Raw genomic sequence first — 20026 nt, 5'->3', positions numbered from 1 at the left:
AAATTTTATCTATTCAATATATAATAATACTTCAACTATGTTTTTGTAAATATTAAAGCGTGAATGAATTTATACTCTTGCATTCACGCTTTTATTACCAAAATCCTTGAATCTATTTTAATATAAGTTTTGACTCTTCTTCACTATAATCTCCATCACAATCTAATATACCAATCTCCATCTTAATTGTTACCTTATCCTTTGATATATCATCAAATTCTATGCAATATCCATCACCAGTGTCCTCTATACTTTGAACTCCTATACCTGTGCTGGTATATAAATGTGAAAGCATACTAAATACCTGTTTTTTATCATCACCTTTAATATAGACATGAAGCTTTCCACCTTTTCTCTCCACATTATAAATTTCAGCTTTTTTTCCATTCTTAAAGGTAGTTTCTTTTGTATAAATTATGCCTTGATCCTCTTTTTTAGGAAGTTTATCAAATTCTTTTTCTAATTTATCACAGTACGCTATATTTTCTTCCTTTGTCATATTCTTAAATACATCATCTTTTATTTCTTTTTTAGTATGCTTTACAACTGAAATGTTATTACAATCTTTAATAGTATTGTAATTTATATTCTCTACAAAGGTATAAAAATTGTCATCCTTTCCGCTTCCTCCTCCAAATATAGGATAAATCTTATTATCTATCTTGAGATAAAAACCATCCATCCACTTGTTACTGCCAATAATAGCTCCAAAAGGATTGGCTTCAATATGCTTAATATTTATTCCTATATCCTTAGACATAGTTACCTGTTTCTCAATGTCTTCCTCAAAATTCTTTGAAAAATCTCCCTTTATGTCCCATACTAATGACTTACTAAAAGCATCACTAGTGGCTTCTATTTTAAAGTTTAACTTGCTGGGATACTCCCTATCTGTTTCAGGAAAATTAAGAACTTTAAGCTCTGTATTTTTATCAATATTTTTTGATCCGCCAAAGGAACCAGTTTTTAAAGCTTCTCCATTAATTTTATAACCAAAGAACACTAAAGGCTTCTTTGATTTTGACCACTTATCGCCATACTCCGTCTTTAAAGCCACCTTTATAACATGTTTTGTTACTACAATATTTTCTAAAGTAACCTTTACACCATTCTCTTCATAAGTCTTTCCTATGTAAGCAGAAGATGGTAAATACTCCGGTTTAAATCCTAGACCTACATATATTTTATCAAATACAGGTAATACCTTTGCTACTACACTGCCTCCATTATAAAATAGCACTGCTGCTATTGCTACTGAAGCTGCTATAGCTCCTAAAGCACTTCTTTTCAACCTACTTTTTCTCTTTGTAATCTTTTTTCTTAAACTCTTTTTTATATTTTCTTTTTCTTCCTTAGAAAAACTTATTTTCATAGAATCATATTCTGCTAAATCTATGTGTTCTAAATCTATATTCATAAAATCATTTGCCATTATAATTTACCTCCCATAAATACGTGTTTTAGCTTTTTCCTAATTCTCAAAAGCCTATTGCTTATGGCACTTTTATTTATTCCTAAGTTAGCGCTTATTTCATCTAAACTCTCTTCTTTTAAATAGCGTCTAACAATTATTTCTTTACTAGCTTCATCTAGCATTTCTAGATTAGACTTTAAAGCTTCTTCCTGTAACTTCTTATGTACTTCTTCAAAAACATTATCACAAGTACTATAAGCTAAATCTTCTTTTAATTCCAAGCTATTACTATGTCTTTTTTCTTTTCTTAGTACATCTATTGCTTGTCTTTTAGTTATAACTGCAAACCATTTACCAAAATCTTCACTGCTTCCCTTAAAGAAAGCTATGTTATCCCAAACCTTAAGTAAAACATCATTAGTACATTCTTCACTAAGCTGCCTATTATTTAAAACACTGAAACTAACCTTTAATCCTAAATCAGAATAGTTATCCACTAAATAATCTAGAGCTTTTAAATCTTTACGCCTTAGCCCTTCAATAAAATTGTCTTTATTTATCATCTTATACATCCTTTCTAAAGGTACCTTCATCTATATAAACGTAGATAATCATAAAATCTATCGGATAAAACTTAACATATATAATTGAAAATTTGTTACTTTTCCAATTATAGTACTACAATAAAACCAAAAAAAGAAGGATAATAACAGTAAACTTGTAAGTTTTCTTTCTTTATTACCTCAAAGATATACATGTATTAAATCAAATTAATAATAGAAATATGCACTTTAAATAGCATAAAAATTAATTCAAACATTATTAAAAAATAATAATAATTCATGTTATAATAAATTTATTGTGTTAATTGAAAGTTTTAAAAAAATATGAAATAGCAAATTTTAAACAATGAAATAGCATTTCTAAATTACACAAAAATATACTTATTGCAAGGATATGGAGGAAACGTAATGAAAATTGATAAAGTACAAGTATTCGGCTGGGAAGCTGCCATAAGAGGGATGAGAAATCCTATGAATAGTTGGGATAGATCTGATAGCCAATATTATAATGGTAATATTGAAATAGGCACTAACGATTTAAGACTTATGCAAAGATTAATATTAGCAGGTACAGAACATAGTAAGTATATGAGATATATTACTGTATATATGGATATCAATGCTCCATTATACTGGTGGAAAGAGTTTGATACTTACAAGTTTTGTGAAAAAAATAGTACAAGTACTATGCATAAAATTACTTCGAGACCATTAACTTATGATGATTTTGAATTTGATTTTGAAAGTGAAAATAGAACTAATATAATAAATGACCTTAATGATATGATAGATAAATATAAAAATACGGAAAACTCCAGTGATAAGGAAACTATTTTTAGAGCAATAGTTCAGGATTTACCAAGTGCTTTTAAACAAACTAGAACTATTGTAACTAATTATGCAGAGCTTAGAAATATGTACTTTCAAAGAAAAAATCATAAGCTTACAGAATGGAGAGAGGTTTTCATTAATTCATTAAAATCACTACCATACTCAGAAGAATTGTTAATGAATAAATAGCTTAGACTTTTCATTAAAAATAATTCTGTGCAAACTTCAATATAGATAAATATTTCTATTATATCTATATTGAAATTTACACAGATTTTTTACATGTTCTCAAATGCTAACTTATTATATTTCTTAACCTTACAAGCTCATTTCAAATTCAATTTCATGCTTTAAAGGTATATTAAATTCTCCGATCATTGGTATGGACGGTTTTATCTTTCTATCAATATCCAAAGCATTACGATATATACGCATCATGTCAAATCCACGCTTTTGATAAAAAGCTATGGCATTAATATTATCATTAGTTGTAATCAATTTTATTTTTGTACACTTTGCTTTAACTGCTATTTCCTTAACTTTATTTACAAGGATAGTTCCAATTCCTTGTTTTTCTTTTAAACTATCTAAAGACATAATTTCACATTCATTATCTTTAATTTCATATGTTACTAATGCAATGATTGCTTCATTTTCAAATATGACAAAGCCATCTAATGTTGTCATATCAACTATTTTTCCTCTAACAACCATATTGGTAGAAAACCAATGAGAGTTTATAAAATCATTCACTTGTTGTCTATTTTCGGTAGATATATTTTTTATATTCATGTTTTCTCCTTTCTAAAGAAATCATCTATAATTATATTTCTAATTCTTGTCATAAAGAAATTCCAATACTTTATTATGTAAAAATGGTTGAATTAAAGGATACGTTAAGCTATTCGGTGTAGTATTAACTAATGTAATTTCACTTACTTCATAGTCAGGCAGCTTATCTAACTCTTCTATTTTCGAATAAAATAGTTGTCCAAAAGATTCTGTATAATCTATTGGTTCATCACTTTTTACCGAATACACACATACTGGAGTTATATTAAACTTTTTTGCTCCTGTTTCTTCAAATAACTCCCTTGAAGCAGTTTTATTAATATCTTCGCCTATTTCCCTATGTCCTCCTGGTATCTCCCAAGTGTTCCTCCCCTTAACTTTTACGTAAATCCACTTTTCATTGTATTTTGCCATTATCACGGCAAACAATAATTTATTATCTTCTATGGTATTCAAATCATAAAAGTTTATTTCAAGCATATATTTTGTTACCCTCCTTTGAATTGTAATCACTTATCATAAACTTTTGTAAAACACTATTTGTCTATATCTTATATTCATTATAAAATAATATCCATAGATCTACTTTGCATAAACCTATGGATGTTCCTTACTATTTATATTAAGAATTTGTTTTTAAATTACCTTTATCTAAATGTATTTCAACATTCATATCCGCTTTTTATAACCTACTAAGAATAATATATCTTGGACATAACCATAAAAATTATATTACAGTAATTTTTCATACAATCTAAACCAGTTTAAACCATAGCTTCCAAGGCCCAAATCAACTGTATCAATATATTTAAAGCCACATTTTTCATATAGCCTAATGGCAGGTATATTTCCTTCATAAACATCCAATCTAATTGATTTAATTTGTGCCTTAATGCTATGTTCAATAGAAAAATCCATTAATGATTTGCCTACACCACATTTCAAAAAATCCGGATGAACTACAAATGTATGTACAACAAAAATATCCGAATAGTCAGACTCAAACTCCCATTTAGCTTTATAATATGCAGTTTCAGGTTCATGACTTAAAATAATAGAACCAATAATTTTTCCATTATGTTTTGCTGTATAGAGGTTACCTTGCTTAACTCCATCAATTGCATTTTGACGAACAGGATACACTCCCTTTATCCATCCAGGATAGTTTACTCCCTTTGCCAGGTAATCATTCAAATCGTTATAAAGTTGTTCTAATTCATCAATATCGTTGGTTTTTCCTAAATCAAAAGTAATATTCATGCGTATATCCCCTCCAATCAACCTTAATTATATAATATGAAAATGGATATTTTAGAATGCATATATACATTCTAAAATATCCTAATTTATATAAATCACAATTAATTACTTTGACCAATAATTTGGGAGAACTAACATCACAGGCAGCTTTGTATGTGAATCCCCTTTAGCTGTATTTATCTGCCCCTGTGTAAGAAAAATGCTATCTGTAAGATTAGCCCCTCTAAGGTCAGCATCTCTCAAATCAGCTCCTATGAAATCAGCTCCACTTAAATCCACTCCTCTAAGATTTGCTGCAATAAGGCACGCTCCCCTCAAATCTGCACCTACAAGATTTGTTTTTCTTAAGTCTGCACCAAAATAATCTAATGGTCTAAAGTTAGATTTTTTATCTTTTGAAGCAGGTTTTCTTCCGCTGCATGCTTTAGCACGTATCATGTCACTGGTATCTCTAAGCAAAGCATTAACCTTGCTTCTATGTTCTTCCACATCTACCACTAATAGATCATCAATGTTAAGCATGGTAAGGCCTTCAGTATCATCTATCAATAAACTTAGCTTTTCTTTCATATGTTTGTCTCTTTGCAGCATAAAGGCTTCATTAAGATACCACAGCATTTCATGAAGCTGCCTCATAATAAGGAATGACTGAAACATTTTTTCAGCAAATTCTGTGTCCTGTCTCCAATCACGACCACCACAAGTAACTTGAGCTACTTTTTGACCAGCACCAAAGCAATCATATGCAGTACAACCTTTAAGCCCTTTACTTCTAAGATTTTTGTGAACAGCGCAAGTGAAATCTGCTTGTAGATTTATACAAGGTTTACCAGCATCTTTATTTGTGGGGAAACCTTCAGAAGCTGAAAAATATAATGCTATACAACACAGTCCAAAACATTTTTCACAATTAACTTTCAATTCTTTATTAATCTTATGTTCATGTATATCTATCATGTTTATTACCTCATATTAAAAAATATAAATAAATTTTACTTTTAAAGTATATCATATAATTTCCAATTATTAAATTAATACCTTGGTTTTTCTTTCTGTGCAGCATAGAAAGTATCTACACCCTTGTTTTTCATATTATCATTATTTTCTTTCCATACCCTAGAAAGAGATTCATTATATGTTGTAGGATTACAAGGATATTTAGAGCATTCAAAACAAAAATTTACTTTTTCTTTTTTGTGGCATGTGTTTATACTACATTGACAGGTAGGCTTATCACTAAAACGACACCCTGGGCAACTTCCCTTCGAAAAGTGCCTTAAAATAGCTAAAAATTCTTCATAGTGATTAAATATAGGCATAAAATCCTTTGTTTTTTTAGCCATATTTTCAAAGTTCTCTAAACTCTCATTAAGCTCTTTGCTTAATTTTACTATTTTACTGTTTTCATAGCTTGCACACCTAGAGCAATCATTTCCACAGGGAGCTAAATCTTTTACAGCTTGTTCATAGTTATTCATTACAATTCCTCCTTTTACTTACGTAAAAATATTTTCTTTCACTTATATAGATGCAGTAAAAAGAAGAAAGTCACGTTTTTATATAAAAATTTTATTTAATTTTTATTAATATACATTTCATTTATTACATTAACAACTTTTTCATACCACTGGTTTTGAGGTTTTCTATCCGGCATATTTTTATACAAGAAGTTTATCTTACCACGTACCTTTTTATTAAAAGTATAATTTGATTTAGTATAATCAAGCTTTGTCATTAGTTTATGAGAATTTTTTTGTAAATTCTCTCGAGTTTTAGAAAATTCAATCCAAGCTTTGCAGCTGCACGGATTATTCACATCTAAAATATTACAATGTTCACTAAAAAATGAATCTAAGTTCATATGAGCACGATAAAGAAGTCCTTTTGTTGCACTTTTGGATATACCTATTATTTCTGAAACTTCTTCTAATGATAATCCAAACATATCAACTAATGAAAATGCTATCCTCTGATGTAATGTAAGACGCCTTACCATAGCAAGAAAGCAGCCATTTTGTAGATCACGAACTGCTTCTTCTACAATTACCTCATCTTCAGGTCTGGGAAGATTGTCCACAAATAAATGTTCTTCTTTTTCAAGAAGATTTATATCTTCATAAAGTAATTCATTATACCCATTATTTTTTCTTTGTTTCATAAGAAAATTATTAAAACATATTTTTCTAAGCCAAGCTCTAATTGCATCTGAATTTTCTAAAGTTCCGATTTTCTGCCATGCATTAATAAATGTTTCCTGTGCTAAATCTTCTGCAACATATGGATCACAAGACAATTTTAAAGCATAGTTAAAAACATAAGTTCCATATGTATTTATAAGTAGTTCTATATCCATAAATTCACTTCATTTCTATATTCTTTTATTAATTATATCACGAAAATTTCTTCAAACGCACATAAAATCACTTCATAAGAAAATTTGTTAATGAAATAGTAATAGGTATAGTAATCATAGATAAAACAGTGGTTAAAAGCTCACATTTTGAAGCAATTACTTTATTTCATTATATGCAGATTATACTTATTTTAACTATCCTAAAGTTTCATTAAAACTTCCTACTCTATATCCCTGTAAATCTAATGTTACATATTTAAATCCACATTCTTTTATTTTACTTGCGATAGTATCTAAAAGTTCTTCATTAAATAGCTTACTTCTATCACTTCTACTTACTTCAATCCTTGCTAAATCCCCATGACATCTTACTCTAATAGCTCTAAACCCTATACTCATCATATACTTTTCAGCATTTTCAATCTTTATAAAATCTTCTTCTCTTAATTCATTTCCATAAGGTATTCTTGTTAAAAGACAAGCATATGGCGGCTTATCCCAGGTATTAAGATTTAACTCCTTAGAAAAGGCTCTTATTTCCGCTTTTGTTAATTTGCATTCTAAAAGTGGACTTTTTACATCTAATTCCTTTAATGCTCTAAGACCTGGCCTATAATCCTTTGTGTCATCAAAGTTTGTTCCATCAATTACATAGTTATATCCTTGCTCTTTAGCTATAGATAATATCATGTTAAATACTGCCGTTTTACAAAGATAGCATCTATCCTCTGGATTAAACTTAATTGAATCAATAATTGGAGCTTCTATGATTTCATGTTTAACACCTAATTCTTTAACCAGTTCTTTAGCTTCTTCTATTTCCCACTTTGGAATGTATGGTGATAAAATTGTCACTGCTTTTACATTATCACCAAGTGCTTCTTTAGATGCCTTAAGTAAAAATGTACTATCCACACCACCTGAAAAGGCTAAAACTACTTTTCCTAAACTTTTAAGATATTTTATTAGTTCTTTATATTTAGCATCATTTGTCATAATATATCTTCCACCTTTCATCCATACCATCAATGTAAAACTTATTTGTAATCTATTTTACACTTCTTCATTACTAGTGCCTATTAAAACTTTCTTTTTAAATGCTTTCTATTTCACCTAAGTAAATCCTTAAAACATTTGGAATCTCCAAATCCCTATGACCTATTCCATATGCTACCTTTTTTATAGAAAAACCTATTTTTTCAGTAAATTCTTTAACATTAGTTTTTAATATAGCTGCTCCTGTAGGTGTGGTTGTTTCAAAAGGCACTCTTCCAATATTAACTGGTACATTTTTTAGTATTTCAACAGTTGCTGGAGCTGGTACAGGTATAATACCATGAACACATTTAACAAAGCCTCCTCCAAGCTGAACTGGAGAAGCAATAATCTTATCAACCTGTAAATAATCTAAACAAATAGCGGCTCCTACTATGTCTACAATAGAATCAATAGCACCTACTTCATGAAAATTTACTTCATATAAAGTTTTTCCATGAACTTTGGATTCTGCTTCTGCCACCTTCGTAAACATTTCTAAGCTCAGCTTCTTAACATTACATTTTAAATCACTTGAAGTTATTATATTTTCTATATCTTTCAAGTTTCTATGATGGTGCTCATGATTACTCTCATTAATATGCACATGATTTTCATGGCTGTGCTCGTTACTATGATTGTGACATTGTTCATGAACATGCTCATGAATGTGGTTATCATTATGGTCATGTAAGACTTCAGCCTTATTAATTAATTCATGTTTTAATATAACATCTACCCTAGTTCCTGTTATTCCTAATTTTGCAGCCTTTTCAATTTTTATTTCATATTCTTGATCTAAATTAAGCTTTAAAAGTTCCTGTACTAAATATTCCTTAGAAACTCCTAAATCTAATAGTGCTGCTAAATTCATGTCACCACTTATGCCGCAAAAACAATCATAATATAATATTTTCATGTCCATCACTCCTCCTCTGAAGCTAAATAATATCTTGTACAATGTTTAATAATCCTTAATATATACTACACTTTATTAGAAAATCTTCATGCTTTACAATATTTTCATATTTATCATACTTAATTATATTATGATATAAATAATATAATATATAAGTCAAGTATATATAATATTTTCACCCTATAATTCTTTTAGTAATTTTGCAAAGATAATATTATACTTAAATTTTCTATACATTAATTATACTATAAAATTCGATATATCGTTTAAATATAAACTATAAAGGTCTGACTTTGAAAATCAAATTACATTGTACCTTTTATAAAAATTATTCCTGCAATAAATACAGTATATAACACAACGTTAAATGATAACCTTTTAGCTGTTAAACATCTTCTTTTTAGGGTTATCCATATAACTAAGATAGATATAAAAGTTATTACTGCTGAAAGTATAAGAGAATTATCCAGCATCCATGGAGTAAACATAATTCCTAATGCACTTGGTACTGTAGCCTGGATCATCATAGAACCACTAATATTTCCAAAAGCTAAATCCTCTTTTCCCTGTCTTACCCAAATAAGTGCATTTAATGTTTCTGGTAATTCTGTTGCAATTGGGCTTAACAACAATGAAACAATATGAGGTGGAATTCTAAACAAAACACTTAATGTATCCAAATTATGTACGAACACTTGTGAACCAATAAAAATAAATATAAGAGATATCATAGTTTGCAATAGAATCAAAGCCTTCTTTGGATTTATACTTTTAGGACTAAATTTTAATGGTTCCAGCTCTCCTTCACTTGCAACTGCTTCCGCATTCATTTCTTTGTAAAAGTAAACTCCATAAGCTATTAGAAATAAAGGTCCTAACCAGGGTTTTATCGAAAAAGCTACAAGACCTAATCCTATTTTAAAAACAAAAATAGCCATAAACCAAACCTGATTTCTTGCTAGTTTTTCGCTATTAACCTTAATACAACTGCCAACTTTTCTCCTATTACTAAATATAACTATACTAATACCTACAATGGCATACGCAAGTGTACTCAAAACAAGAGGACCTCCTAACGCTGCTCCAACTCCTATATCCTTTTGACTTGAATTTGCCCCAAACACTACAGCTATAAATGTTACAATGCTTTCTGGTAAGGCTGTACCAAAAGCCGCTAGAATTGAACCTACTGCACTTTGAGAAATCTTAAACACTTTACCTACCCATTCAATTCCATTTACAAATAGCTCACAGCTAAAATAAATTAAAAGTGCTGCAAATATCATGATTAAAATTGTTACTATCATCTTTTTCCTCCTTAAACCAAAAAATAAAAGACCTTTGGCGCATTAAAAACACGCCAAAAGTCTCGTTTCACATTTTTGTGGATATTGCCAGGTTTCTCACCAATATGTTGACAATACCTATCAAACTACTCCCTTTTGTATATATCTATGTATTTCATTAACAAAGTATACTAAATTCACTTAATAGTGTCAATAAATTAGCTCTAACCGTTGAATAAAATTTAATATAAATATTTTTCTAATCCGTGTCACAACTTTTAGTACTTATGTGTTAATATTATAGATACCAAATTTAACAAAAGGTATTGAAGATATTCTAGAATGTTCATCAAAAGCTTTTAAGCAAGGTTGACCAAAGAGGGAGGAAGACAATTAAAGATATGGGTGTTATTAGTTATTTCAAGAAGAAAAAACAGGAACAGAATTTTAAAACTGCATATAAAAAATATTATGACACCATCTTGAAAAGAATCTCATACCTCACTGGGGACATGCATGTAGCAGAAGATTTAACACAGGAGGTATTTATGAAGTTATATAATTCGCCACCTGATCATGACAACATTGCTGCATGGTTAAATATGGTTTCTACTAATGCTTCCTATAATTATATGAGAGATAAAAAAATTCATGAAGAAAAAAATGAGATGATTTATAAAAAAGAAATGGATAATGTAATTTCAATTGAAGATGTTGCAATTAATAATTGTGAAGTAGATTTAACTAAACAGGTGCTAAATATGCTTTCACCTAGAGATCGTACGTGTCTACTTCTTAAGTTTTCCGGATATAAATATAGTGAAATTGCAGAGGTAATCGGAGTTCATAAAAACTCTGTAGGTACACTTATATCAAGAGCACAAACAAAATTTAAGGAAAACTACTTAAATTTAGAAAAAGGAGTGAATAAAAGTGAAGTGTCTAAGTGAAGGAAGCATTCAAGCATATATTGATAAAGAACTTAGTGATATTGAAATAGAAGAACTAGAAATGCATCTTTTTCAATGTAAGAAATGTAAAGAAATTTATATGAAATTGAAATCTGTAAATAGCTTTGCTGTAGATAAGCTTCAAAATTATAAGGAAGAATTTAATATAAATCATATAAAAACAGGAAATAAGAATATTAAAATAAAAGAGAAAAAAGGAGAATTTAAAATTATGAAAAAATACAAAAAGGTAGCCATTGCTGCTTGCGCAATTCTTGCTATAACTACTTGTGTTTCTGTAAAACCTATAAGAGCAGCAGTTATTAATGCTGCTTCAATTTTTAGAGCAAATGATATTAAAGGAGTAAACCTTTCATTAGATGATGTAAAAAAACTCCAAAGTGAACTTGAAAAACATAAGACAGATATTAATATTGATAAAATAGGTAAGATTAAATACCAAGGCGGCGAACAAAAAAATACAACCATGGATGAAGCCAAAAAAGTATTGTCCTTCACAGTATTGACCCCTGAAAATATATCGCAAAATGATATCAAAGATATTTATATGGATAGTCCTTCAAAAATGGATTTTACTTTAAATGTAGAAAACATAAATCAAGTTCTTAAATCTTTAGGCGGGAAAAAACTTTTTCCTAAAGATTTAGATGGAAAAACTTTTTCTTTAAATATGCCTGGAAAGATAGATATTAGCTATAAAGATCCTAAAACTAATAAAAAAATATATATATCAGAAAATAAATTACCAGAAATTGTTTCACCTGATGAAGCAAACATTGATGAAATATTCAATGCTCTTTCAGATCTTTCTATACTTCCCTATGATATGCAAAAACAGTTAAAATCTATGAAGGATTGGAAAAGTACTTTTTATATTCCTAATATAGGAAATAAGTTTGAAGAAATGAATATAAATGGAACCAAGGCTATTGGAACCTTTCAAAATGATAAAGAAGAAAAGCATTCTAACATTTTAATGCTTAAGGATAATGTTTTAATTAATATTACTGGTAATATAGACAAAAATGAACTACTAGAAATTACAAAATCTATGAGGTGATAAGTTTGATAATTGAAACAGAAAATCTTTCCAAAATGTATGAAAACAATAAAGGATGTAAAGATATAAATATATCTGTATCTCAAGGTGAAATTTATGGCTTTCTGGGTCCTAATGGAGCAGGAAAAAGTACATTTATAAAGACCATTGTGGGACTACTATTTCCTACTTCAGGAAGCGCCCAGGTGCTGGGAAAACCTATTGGAGATATGAACGCACGAAAAAAAATAGGATATTTGCCCGAACTTTTTAAATATCAGGAATGGATGACAGGATTAGACCTCCTGTCTTTCCACTCCTCATTATATAAACTTAATAAAAAAACTTCTTCTGCAAAAATAGAAGAAGTTCTTGAAATTGTTAATTTAAAAGGTGCTGAAAAAAACAAAATAGGTACTTATAGTAAAGGCATGCAGCAGAGAATAGGAATTGCCAGTGCTCTTCTTTGCGATCCAGAGCTTCTTTTTTTAGATGAGCCTACTTCTGCCTTAGATCCTATAGGAAGAAAAGAAGTTAGAGATATTATGCTTAAGTTAAAAAGTATGGATAAAACTGTATTTTTAAATAGTCATCTTTTAAGCGAAGTAGAGATGATTTGTGATAGTGCTGCTATTATTAGTAAAGGAAAAATTGTAAAACAAGGAAAAATCAATGATCTTTTAAAGGGAAATACTGTTTTAGATATTCATGTAGAAAATATAAATAATGAAATTTTAAATAAACTTAAAAAAATTGATAAACATGTAACCTTTGACGGAAAAAATATTAAAATGCATGTAAAGGAAAATAATGAAATACATGAAATTGCTTCATTAATTATATCAAGTGGAGGAAAACTCTATGGTCTTACTCCACACAGAAATAGTCTTGAAGACCTATTTATAAAACTTGTTGAAGGAGGTCAAAATTAATGTTTATCATTGCACTTTCCACTTTTAAAGAAATTTACAGAAAGAAAATTTTTCATTTCATAGGAATATTAACTATAATATATCTTATCCTTTTAACCATCATTTTTAAGTTTATAAATAAGAATATGCATCAGAGTAACGGAATGATAGATATGATTGTAAATCTTTCTTCAACTATTTCTATAGTTGGTTTCTATTTCTCAAGTATGCTTACAGCTTTTCTAACTATAATGCTGTCTATAGGGATGGTTTCATCTGAAATAGAAAGTGGAACTATTTTGACCATTTTAACAAAACCAATTAAAAGGGGAGAATATATACTTGGCAAATACCTAGGTACAGCTATTCTTACTATTTTATACAGTACTATTCTTTACATAGCAGTAATTGTTATTTCTACTGTAAGTAAAATATCCATTATAGAAACCTTTGGAGTAGCAGCACTAGCTAAGGGCTTCCTATTTTTTATTTTGCAGCCTTTAACCATATTATCACTAACTCTTTATGGAAGCACTAAATTTAAAACCTTAAATAACGGAATATTAATAATGTCTATATATATATTTGGACTAATTGGTGGAGTAATGGAACAAATAGGCGCATATAGTAATAATGATTCTCTTTCCACTATTGGAATAATTTCAAGTTTAATTTCCCCTTTTGAAGTAATTTACAGAAAAATGATTTCTACTATTTTTGCTTCCTTAGGCTCCTTTAATCTTATATCAGGCTTCGCTATACCAGGAAAATCCACCTCACCAAGTGTATGGATGATGATTTATGTATGTATATACTTAGTATTTTTTATATTTATGAGTATTAAAAAATTTTCTAAAAAGGATATTGGGTAAAACTTAAACAATGCTACATAATTAAGAAAAGTATCGCCACTTAAATATAATGACGATACTTTTTATATTCAGTAACACTAATATCAAAACTACATATATTGTATGGTAAGTTTCTTTAAAGGAGTGATTTATTTGTACAAATATAGCTGTCCCTTATCTTATTCGAACTGTCAATTACTTCAATTATGGTATTTACTTTACTCAAAAATTTTTTAATAAAACGATACAATTGTTAATGAACTTTAAGTTGATACCAACAAAACAAGTTCCAGTTTTTGCAAGAAGTTAAACTTCTTACAAAAATTGGAACACATTTATCACAACAGATTGGTAATCATATGCTTTATTAGTCATCTATAATTTAAAGAAAGTTGAGTTAATAATAGTATTCTATTTCAATACTCTTCTTCCACCACTAAAATCAGAATGTAATGGAGAAATCTTAACTACATCCCCAGTATGTGGCGCATGAATCATACATCCATCACCTACATATATTCCAACATGATGTGCTGGTGATCCAAAGAAAACTAAATCTCCTGGTTGAAGTTCGTCTCTTGATACATAAGTTCCTTGTTGCTGTTGCTGATCAGCTACTCTTTCTAAACTTATTCCAAAGTGTGCAAAAACATAGCAAGTAAATCCAGTACAATCAAAGGAGCTTGGACCATTTCCTCCCCAAGCATAAGGAACACCCTGGAAAGTTGATGCATATGCAACTATTGCACTGGCTGATGATGCTGCTCCCCTTGACAATGTGGGTAAAGATGCACTATATTTTTCAACCTGACTTTTAACATCTACATCTTTAAGCGCTTGTTCTTTGGTATCTAAGCTTGCAATTAAATTTTTTTGCTCACCTCTAGTACTATTAAAGCTTGCTAATTGCTTTTCATTATCTGCTTTTAAAGCTAAAAGTTTATTATTTTCATTAATTAAAGCTTCTTTTTTCTTTGCTATTGTATCCTTTTTTTCTTTTAAATCATTTATTATTTTTCCATCATAACCTACTATTTTTCTAATAGTATCCACTTTTGATATGAAATCACTTAAATTGTTAGATTCTAATATGACATCTAAATAGCTATCTGTTCCATTTATGTACATAGTTCTTATTCTCTTATTAAATACATCTTGTTGTCCCTTTATGTTACTTTCTGCATTAGCTAATTCCTGTCCTGCTAACTTTATATCAGCTGTAGTTTTTTCAATACTTTTTTTATTACCATCTATTTGCTTTATTATCTCTGTTATCTGGTTGTCCAGTTTTTCCACTTTTGTTTCTAATTCTTGTTTTTGCTGTTGAACTTGAGTTATTTGTAGATTATCACTTAATGGTGACGCTAAAACAGTTCCATTCATTGTTGCTACTAATGTTAAAGCAATCACAACAGACAAAGCTTTTTTATTCAATTCTTTAACCTCCTTAGTTAAAAACATTTTACATTATTTTTTATGTCCTAATACATTAGGACATAAAGTTCTGCATTTATTACAGTTATACAACCAGTCTCCTTTATCTGATTGTGCAGCTATATTACTTCTACATAATAACTGATCTACAGTTACACCATTGAGTGCCTTCTTAGGACAATTTTCAATACATATTTTACATTTATCATAACAATATTGTTCCATTATCATCGGATCACCTTCTGCTTCTTTATCTATAAGTAAGGCTCCTAAATACATCATATTACCTAAATCTTTATTTACTAAAAGAGTATTTTTGCCTATAACTCCAATGCCTGCTAATTCCCCCGCATGTTTTAAGGATAATATAGCTCTACCATGCTTTTTCTCTTTATCCCAATATTCATATGGATCATCTGCTGGTATCATAACTGCACCCACATGAAGTTTATCCAAATAGCAGCATGTATTTACACATATTCTATCCAATTCCTTAAAAATCGAGATATTAACCTGTGTATATACCACTCTATTACCACTAAGCATACTTGCTGATGGTGCCCTTTTTGCAAAAACTACTACCGACTTACATTCAGGAAAAATATCCTTTGGATGAAACCCCTCTGGAGCATTTTTAAATCTTTCAATAGGAGCTATACCGCATATGTCTGCTCCTAAATCATATAAAAAACTTTTTATTTCATTAGAATTAATCATTGTTTATCCCTTCTTTTTACTTTAAAGCTGCTTTATTATTAATGTATTGTTTTAACATTTGTAAGCCATTCCTATCTAGTTCCGAAAAAAATTCTAAAAGCTGAACTTGCTGCGGAAGCAAAGCTTTCACAGTGTTGAAAGCTACTCGTGAGGTTATAACAACATCAACTTTTTGAAGCATCTCTAACAATTGCTTCTTATTTTCGGCTCCACAAGTGATAATTGTAATATTTTGAACTCCTGCATCCTCAATTGCTTTTTTCATATTCAAAGCTCCATGTGTAGTTCCACATACAATACCAACTTTTGTACCAGGATTTAACTTTGCAATGCGCATAAAAGCATGAATACGAGGTGCAGCCATAAGCCCAATAACTTCTTTATCTAGAGGCTCGATAATTGCTTTAACATCTTCAACATGATTAAAGCCTGTTATGAAGAAATCACAATTTCTTACTAACTCTGAATCTATGTTATCTTGAAGTTCTGACAAAAGACAGATATCAATATTAATGCCAAGTTCTTTTATTAAAACATCTCTAAAATACTCTAAATCTTGAATAGCACTTTCTGTGAGCAAGGCCTTTAAACATGGTTGCTTTGAATCAGTTACTCCTAAAACAGTATAATTAAAAATTACTGTAAACAATTCTTCTGGTTTAAAACCTAATTGTTTTGTTTTTTCTATAGTTTCCTCCGCAAGTGTTAATAATTCTTTATTGTGTCTTTTAATATTATAGTCATTAATATTGTCAGAAACATATGTACCTTGTCCTCTTTTCCCCACCAATAATCCCTCCTTTTCTAATTCTTTATAAGCTGAAATTACTGTATTACGATTTATTTTTAGAAGTTTTTCTAATTCTATTGGCGAAGGAACTTTTTCACCAGCTTGTAACATGTCACTTAATAAAAAGTATTTTATTTGTTCTTTTAACTGTTGATATATAGGAAAATCTACTTTTTTATTAATACAAAATTTCATTCTAGTACACCTTTCTACTTTTTATTTATCCATAATTGATATTTTTGTTATATAGTTTAATACTAAACTATTAAACTATATATAGAATAATAGAATTTTTAAGCATTGTCAATACTATTTTCCAATAACTACTGCAAAAACACCGCAAAGTTCCAATGTAAATAATGTAGATTTGTGTTTTTTTCTTCACCTAGAGAAATGATTTTAAAGTGCTGCTATGGTAAATCAAAACAAGGCAAATTTCTTTTTAAATAGTAATTTTTATAAAGTCTATATCTTATTTTGCATTGTAATTTAAGTTCTATGATAATTTTATTTTTACTTTAAGCTAAAAATCACTAGTTTCCAAATCTAATATCTTATGTATTTATCTAAAAGATCATTAAAAACTGTAACAAATTTGTAACAAAAACAATGTATAATTAGTCTGTAGTTGGCATATAATGAACCTATTTCCTATATTGGTCTTAAATGAATACATGTATCCAGTTGCTTTAATAACCTTCACTTTTGAAACTTATTGAATTTTATTTATATTGATAATTTTACATTTTATCCGATAATATTAATAATCTAGCTGTTTTATAAATAATAACTACTTAACAGAAAGGAATGAGCTACAATGAAACTAAACATTAAAACAAAATTAATACTTGTGCTTACTATACTAATTATAGTAATAGCATCTATAGGACTTTACAGTCTAAGTGCCTTAGGAAAAATGAATAGTAAATTTTCCGTAATCTCTAAAAACAATCTCTCAGCACTACAATGTGCTCAGTCAATTAATAATGAGGTTTTAAAAGAGAGAAAATACCAATATGAATATATTATCTTCAGTTCTTCTCCAGATAAAGCTAAAGATACTGAAAATAGTATACAAACAAGCTTTAAAAATCTTGACACAAATTTGACTAAATACGAAAGTTCTTTTGCTAGTACCGATGATGCAAAAACTATAGCCACTATAAAAAGTAATCAAAAAAAATCAATTGAATTCATAAACAAATTTATCTCTCTTAGTAATAGTGGAAATAGTGCTTTAGCACTTAGTGAACTTAAAGGTGATGGTGCAGATATATATAACGCACTAAAAAGTAATGTTGATGATTTGGTTAAAAATAACACTAAAAAAGCTAATATGTCAATTGAAGATACCAATAAACTTTATAATTCTTCCAAGTATGCTCTAATTACCATGATAGTTATTTCGTTCATATTTACCATATTAGCTGGTATTCCTATTATAATAAGTATCATCAAACCAATTAATACACTAAAAAGGGATTTAATTATTTTGGCCGAAAACGGTGGTGACTTAACACAAGAAATTAAAATAAACTCTAAGGATGAAATGGGCGAACTTGCTTTATCAATTAACAAATTTCTTTCTTCCCTTAGAAATATAATGATAGAAGTAACTAATAACACAAATTATACTATAAAAAGTATAAGTGAAATAACAGATCATTTACAGGTGCTAAATAATCAAATAAATGATGTTTCTTCAACTACTGAGAAAATTTCCTCTGGAATGGAACAAACTGCAGCTTCTACAGAAGAAATGAATGCATCTACCTCCGAAATTAATAATGCAATTGAGTCTATTGCCCGAAGATCACAAGAAGGCGCTGCTAAGGCATCGGAAATTAATGAAAGAACAGCAAATTTAACAAAAATAACTTTCTCATCACAAAAGAATGCACATGAAATTTATTCTTCTGCAAAACTAAAATTAGAAAAAGCTGTACAAGACTCTAAAATTGTATCAAAAATTAATGAACTTTCTGATTCTATATTAGAAATTTCTTCTCAAACTAACCTTTTAGCATTAAATGCAGCAATTGAAGCTGCTCGTGCTGGCGAAGCTGGTAAAGGTTTTTCTGTAGTAGCAGATGAAATACGTGAGCTTGCAGAACAATCCAATAATGAGGTAAATGAAATTCAAAAAATTACAAAAACAGTAATTTTAGCAGTAGAAAATCTTTCAAAAGGCTCTTTGGAGGTATTAAACTTTATTGACTCAAAAGTTATAAAAGATTATGAATCCTTAGTAACAACTGGAGAACAATATAACAAAGATGCCTCATTTGTAGATAATTTAGCAACTGAATTTAGTACTACTTCTGAAGAATTATATGGCTTTATTGATAATATGCTAAAAACTTTAAATGAAATAGTGGTTGCAACTACAAATGGTGCTGAAGGCACTAATACAATTAATGACAAAGTAACAACTATAGTAAACAAAACTAAAGAAGTAATATCTCAAGCTACTTTGGCAAGGGAAAGTTCTAATAAGTTGTTAAATACTGTATCTAAATTTAAAATTTAAATACATTCTTGGAACTATGTCATAGATCCCATTTAAAAAGAAATGATGTAGACTATAATTATAGGTTAGCCAAAAGAGTTATTAAAAATAGTTGCTTAATAGGTAAAATAAACATATTGCGACGTAAGTAACCGAAGAAACGTTAAGCTGTATTACGTCTGATATATGTTGTGCAGGAACACTCGCTTCATTTAAGAAGTTCTAATGTTCCTGCACAACATATATCAGTCTTCATACAGCTTAACGTTTCTTCTTACTTCAGTCTACATATATACTATTATCCCTATTATATTAAAAGCGCAGCTTTCATAATAATTATTTTTCATTTAT

The 20026-nt window shown here is 29.0% G+C and carries 19 protein-coding genes and 1 pseudogene; 6 read left to right on the top strand and 14 right to left on the bottom strand.

From position 1 onward, the window contains the following. Nucleotides 1–112 precede the first annotated feature (112 nt). Nucleotides 113–1432 (bottom strand): DUF4179 domain-containing protein, encoded by a 1320-nt coding sequence (locus HBE96_RS07580; protein WP_169297158.1) that lies wholly within the window; start codon nt 1430–1432, stop codon nt 113–115. Continuing rightward, nucleotides 1432–1977 (bottom strand): sigma-70 family RNA polymerase sigma factor, encoded by a 546-nt coding sequence (locus HBE96_RS07575; protein WP_169297157.1) that lies wholly within the window; start codon nt 1975–1977, stop codon nt 1432–1434. Before HBE96_RS07575 ends, HBE96_RS07580 begins: the two co-directional genes overlap by 1 nt. A gap of 408 nt (nt 1978–2385) precedes the next feature. Between HBE96_RS07575 and HBE96_RS07570 the strand changes: the two genes are divergently transcribed. Continuing rightward, nucleotides 2386–2997 (top strand): hypothetical protein, encoded by a 612-nt coding sequence (locus tag HBE96_RS07570; protein ID WP_169297156.1) that lies wholly within the window; start codon nt 2386–2388, stop codon nt 2995–2997. Nucleotides 2998–3126: 129 nt separating this feature from the next. Here HBE96_RS07570 and HBE96_RS07565 read toward each other — a convergent pair whose 3' ends face one another. The 9 genes and pseudogenes from HBE96_RS07565 to HBE96_RS07525 form a co-directional block, all read right to left on the bottom strand. Then, nucleotides 3127–3600: a GNAT family N-acetyltransferase gene (locus tag HBE96_RS07565; RefSeq protein WP_169297155.1), complete on the bottom strand. Its 474-nt coding sequence runs from the start codon at nt 3598–3600 to the stop codon at nt 3127–3129. A gap of 39 nt (nt 3601–3639) precedes the next feature. Then, nucleotides 3640–4080, bottom strand: coding sequence for an NUDIX hydrolase (locus tag HBE96_RS07560; RefSeq protein ID WP_169297154.1), 441 nt, complete (start codon nt 4078–4080; stop codon nt 3640–3642). Nucleotides 4081–4332: 252 nt separating this feature from the next. Then, nucleotides 4333–4860 carry a GNAT family N-acetyltransferase gene (locus HBE96_RS07555; RefSeq protein WP_169297153.1) on the bottom strand — a complete coding sequence of 176 codons (528 nt, stop codon included), beginning with the start codon at nt 4858–4860 and terminating at the stop codon, nt 4333–4335. 105 nt (nt 4861–4965) lie between these two features. Then, nucleotides 4966–5817, bottom strand: coding sequence for a pentapeptide repeat-containing protein (locus tag HBE96_RS07550; RefSeq protein WP_169297152.1), 852 nt, complete (start codon nt 5815–5817; stop codon nt 4966–4968). A 74-nt stretch (nt 5818–5891) separates the two neighbouring features. Beyond that, nucleotides 5892–6338, bottom strand: a complete 447-nt coding sequence (locus HBE96_RS07545) for a DUF3795 domain-containing protein (protein WP_169297151.1) — start codon at nt 6336–6338, stop codon at nt 5892–5894. Nucleotides 6339–6433: 95 nt separating this feature from the next. Beyond that, nucleotides 6434–7213, bottom strand: a complete 780-nt coding sequence (locus HBE96_RS07540; protein ID WP_169297150.1) for an RNA polymerase sigma factor — start codon at nt 7211–7213, stop codon at nt 6434–6436. A 195-nt stretch (nt 7214–7408) separates the two neighbouring features. Beyond that, on the bottom strand, nt 7409–8209 hold the full coding sequence (larE, locus tag HBE96_RS07535) for an ATP-dependent sacrificial sulfur transferase LarE (RefSeq protein WP_169297149.1): 801 nt from the start codon (nt 8207–8209) through the stop codon (nt 7409–7411). Nucleotides 8210–8312: 103 nt separating this feature from the next. Beyond that, nucleotides 8313–9167 (bottom strand): annotated as a pseudogene (gene larC, locus HBE96_RS07530) (nickel pincer cofactor biosynthesis protein LarC); the annotation flags it as partial. Between the two features lie 305 nt (nt 9168–9472). Next, entirely contained in the window at nt 9473–10474 is a 1002-nt protein-coding gene (locus tag HBE96_RS07525) for a sodium:calcium antiporter (protein ID WP_169297147.1), read from the bottom strand. Nucleotides 10475–10854: 380 nt separating this feature from the next. Here HBE96_RS07525 and HBE96_RS07520 point away from each other — a divergent pair, with 380 nt between their 5' ends. From HBE96_RS07520 to HBE96_RS07505, 4 genes are read left to right on the top strand one after another with little or no spacing between them, the layout of a single operon-like run. Next, nucleotides 10855–11403 carry a sigma-70 family RNA polymerase sigma factor gene (locus HBE96_RS07520; protein ID WP_169297146.1) on the top strand — a complete coding sequence of 183 codons (549 nt, stop codon included), beginning with the start codon at nt 10855–10857 and terminating at the stop codon, nt 11401–11403. Beyond that, nucleotides 11387–12484, top strand: coding sequence for a zf-HC2 domain-containing protein (locus HBE96_RS26835; protein WP_169297145.1), 1098 nt, complete (start codon nt 11387–11389; stop codon nt 12482–12484). The genes HBE96_RS07520 and HBE96_RS26835 overlap by 17 nt, the downstream gene beginning before the upstream one ends. A gap of 5 nt (nt 12485–12489) precedes the next feature. Next, entirely contained in the window at nt 12490–13395 is a 906-nt protein-coding gene (locus HBE96_RS07510; protein WP_169297144.1) for an ABC transporter ATP-binding protein, read from the top strand. Beyond that, nucleotides 13395–14246, top strand: coding sequence for an ABC transporter permease (locus HBE96_RS07505; RefSeq protein WP_169297143.1), 852 nt, complete (start codon nt 13395–13397; stop codon nt 14244–14246). Before HBE96_RS07510 ends, HBE96_RS07505 begins: the two co-directional genes overlap by 1 nt. Nucleotides 14247–14636: 390 nt before the next feature. Here the strand turns inward: HBE96_RS07505 and HBE96_RS07500 are convergent, their stop codons facing one another. From HBE96_RS07500 to HBE96_RS07490, 3 genes are read right to left on the bottom strand one after another with little or no spacing between them, the layout of a single operon-like run. Further along, entirely contained in the window at nt 14637–15659 is a 1023-nt protein-coding gene (locus HBE96_RS07500; protein ID WP_169297142.1) for a C40 family peptidase, read from the bottom strand. A 33-nt stretch (nt 15660–15692) separates the two neighbouring features. Next, on the bottom strand, nt 15693–16376 hold the full coding sequence (locus HBE96_RS07495) for an epoxyqueuosine reductase (RefSeq protein ID WP_206154857.1): 684 nt from the start codon (nt 16374–16376) through the stop codon (nt 15693–15695). Between the two features lie 16 nt (nt 16377–16392). Continuing rightward, complete coding sequence (locus tag HBE96_RS07490; RefSeq protein WP_169297141.1) at nt 16393–17361, bottom strand: GntR family transcriptional regulator; 969 nt, start codon at nt 17359–17361, stop codon at nt 16393–16395. Nucleotides 17362–17983: 622 nt separating this feature from the next. On the opposite strand from HBE96_RS07490, the gene HBE96_RS07485 reads away from it, so the two are divergent. Beyond that, on the top strand, nt 17984–19696 hold the full coding sequence (locus HBE96_RS07485) for a methyl-accepting chemotaxis protein (protein WP_169297140.1): 1713 nt from the start codon (nt 17984–17986) through the stop codon (nt 19694–19696). The last annotated feature ends 330 nt before the right edge of the window (nt 19697–20026 follow it).

Origin of the sequence: Clostridium muellerianum (assembly GCF_012926525.1) — a bacterium.
Classification (GTDB): domain Bacteria; phylum Bacillota; class Clostridia; order Clostridiales; family Clostridiaceae; genus Clostridium_AM; species Clostridium_AM muellerianum.
This window is presented reverse-complemented; position numbering and strand designations above follow the sequence as displayed.

What these genes read in the sequence shown, in the direction of transcription:
- HBE96_RS07495 (WP_206154857.1), bottom strand. Translation starts at nt 16,376, where the DNA reads ATGATTAATTCTAATGAAATAAAAAGTTTTTTATATGATTTAGGAGCA.
- HBE96_RS07550 (WP_169297152.1), bottom strand. Translation starts at nt 5,817, where the DNA reads ATGATAGATATACATGAACATAAGATTAATAAAGAATTGAAAGTTAAT.
- larE (WP_169297149.1), bottom strand. Translation starts at nt 8,209, where the DNA reads ATGACAAATGATGCTAAATATAAAGAACTAATAAAATATCTTAAAAGT.
- HBE96_RS07560 (WP_169297154.1), bottom strand. Translation starts at nt 4,080, where the DNA reads ATGCTTGAAATAAACTTTTATGATTTGAATACCATAGAAGATAATAAA.
- HBE96_RS07505 (WP_169297143.1), top strand. Translation starts at nt 13,395, where the DNA reads ATGTTTATCATTGCACTTTCCACTTTTAAAGAAATTTACAGAAAGAAA.
- HBE96_RS07540 (WP_169297150.1), bottom strand. Translation starts at nt 7,213, where the DNA reads ATGGATATAGAACTACTTATAAATACATATGGAACTTATGTTTTTAAC.
- HBE96_RS07485 (WP_169297140.1), top strand. Translation starts at nt 17,984, where the DNA reads ATGAAACTAAACATTAAAACAAAATTAATACTTGTGCTTACTATACTA.
- HBE96_RS07575 (WP_169297157.1), bottom strand. Translation starts at nt 1,977, where the DNA reads ATGATAAATAAAGACAATTTTATTGAAGGGCTAAGGCGTAAAGATTTA.
- HBE96_RS07565 (WP_169297155.1), bottom strand. Translation starts at nt 3,600, where the DNA reads ATGAATATAAAAAATATATCTACCGAAAATAGACAACAAGTGAATGAT.
- HBE96_RS07520 (WP_169297146.1), top strand. Translation starts at nt 10,855, where the DNA reads ATGGGTGTTATTAGTTATTTCAAGAAGAAAAAACAGGAACAGAATTTT.
- HBE96_RS07570 (WP_169297156.1), top strand. Translation starts at nt 2,386, where the DNA reads ATGAAAATTGATAAAGTACAAGTATTCGGCTGGGAAGCTGCCATAAGA.
- HBE96_RS07490 (WP_169297141.1), bottom strand. Translation starts at nt 17,361, where the DNA reads ATGAAATTTTGTATTAATAAAAAAGTAGATTTTCCTATATATCAACAG.
- HBE96_RS07545 (WP_169297151.1), bottom strand. Translation starts at nt 6,338, where the DNA reads ATGAATAACTATGAACAAGCTGTAAAAGATTTAGCTCCCTGTGGAAAT.
- HBE96_RS07580 (WP_169297158.1), bottom strand. Translation starts at nt 1,432, where the DNA reads ATGGCAAATGATTTTATGAATATAGATTTAGAACACATAGATTTAGCA.
- HBE96_RS07555 (WP_169297153.1), bottom strand. Translation starts at nt 4,860, where the DNA reads ATGAATATTACTTTTGATTTAGGAAAAACCAACGATATTGATGAATTA.
- HBE96_RS07525 (WP_169297147.1), bottom strand. Translation starts at nt 10,474, where the DNA reads ATGATAGTAACAATTTTAATCATGATATTTGCAGCACTTTTAATTTAT.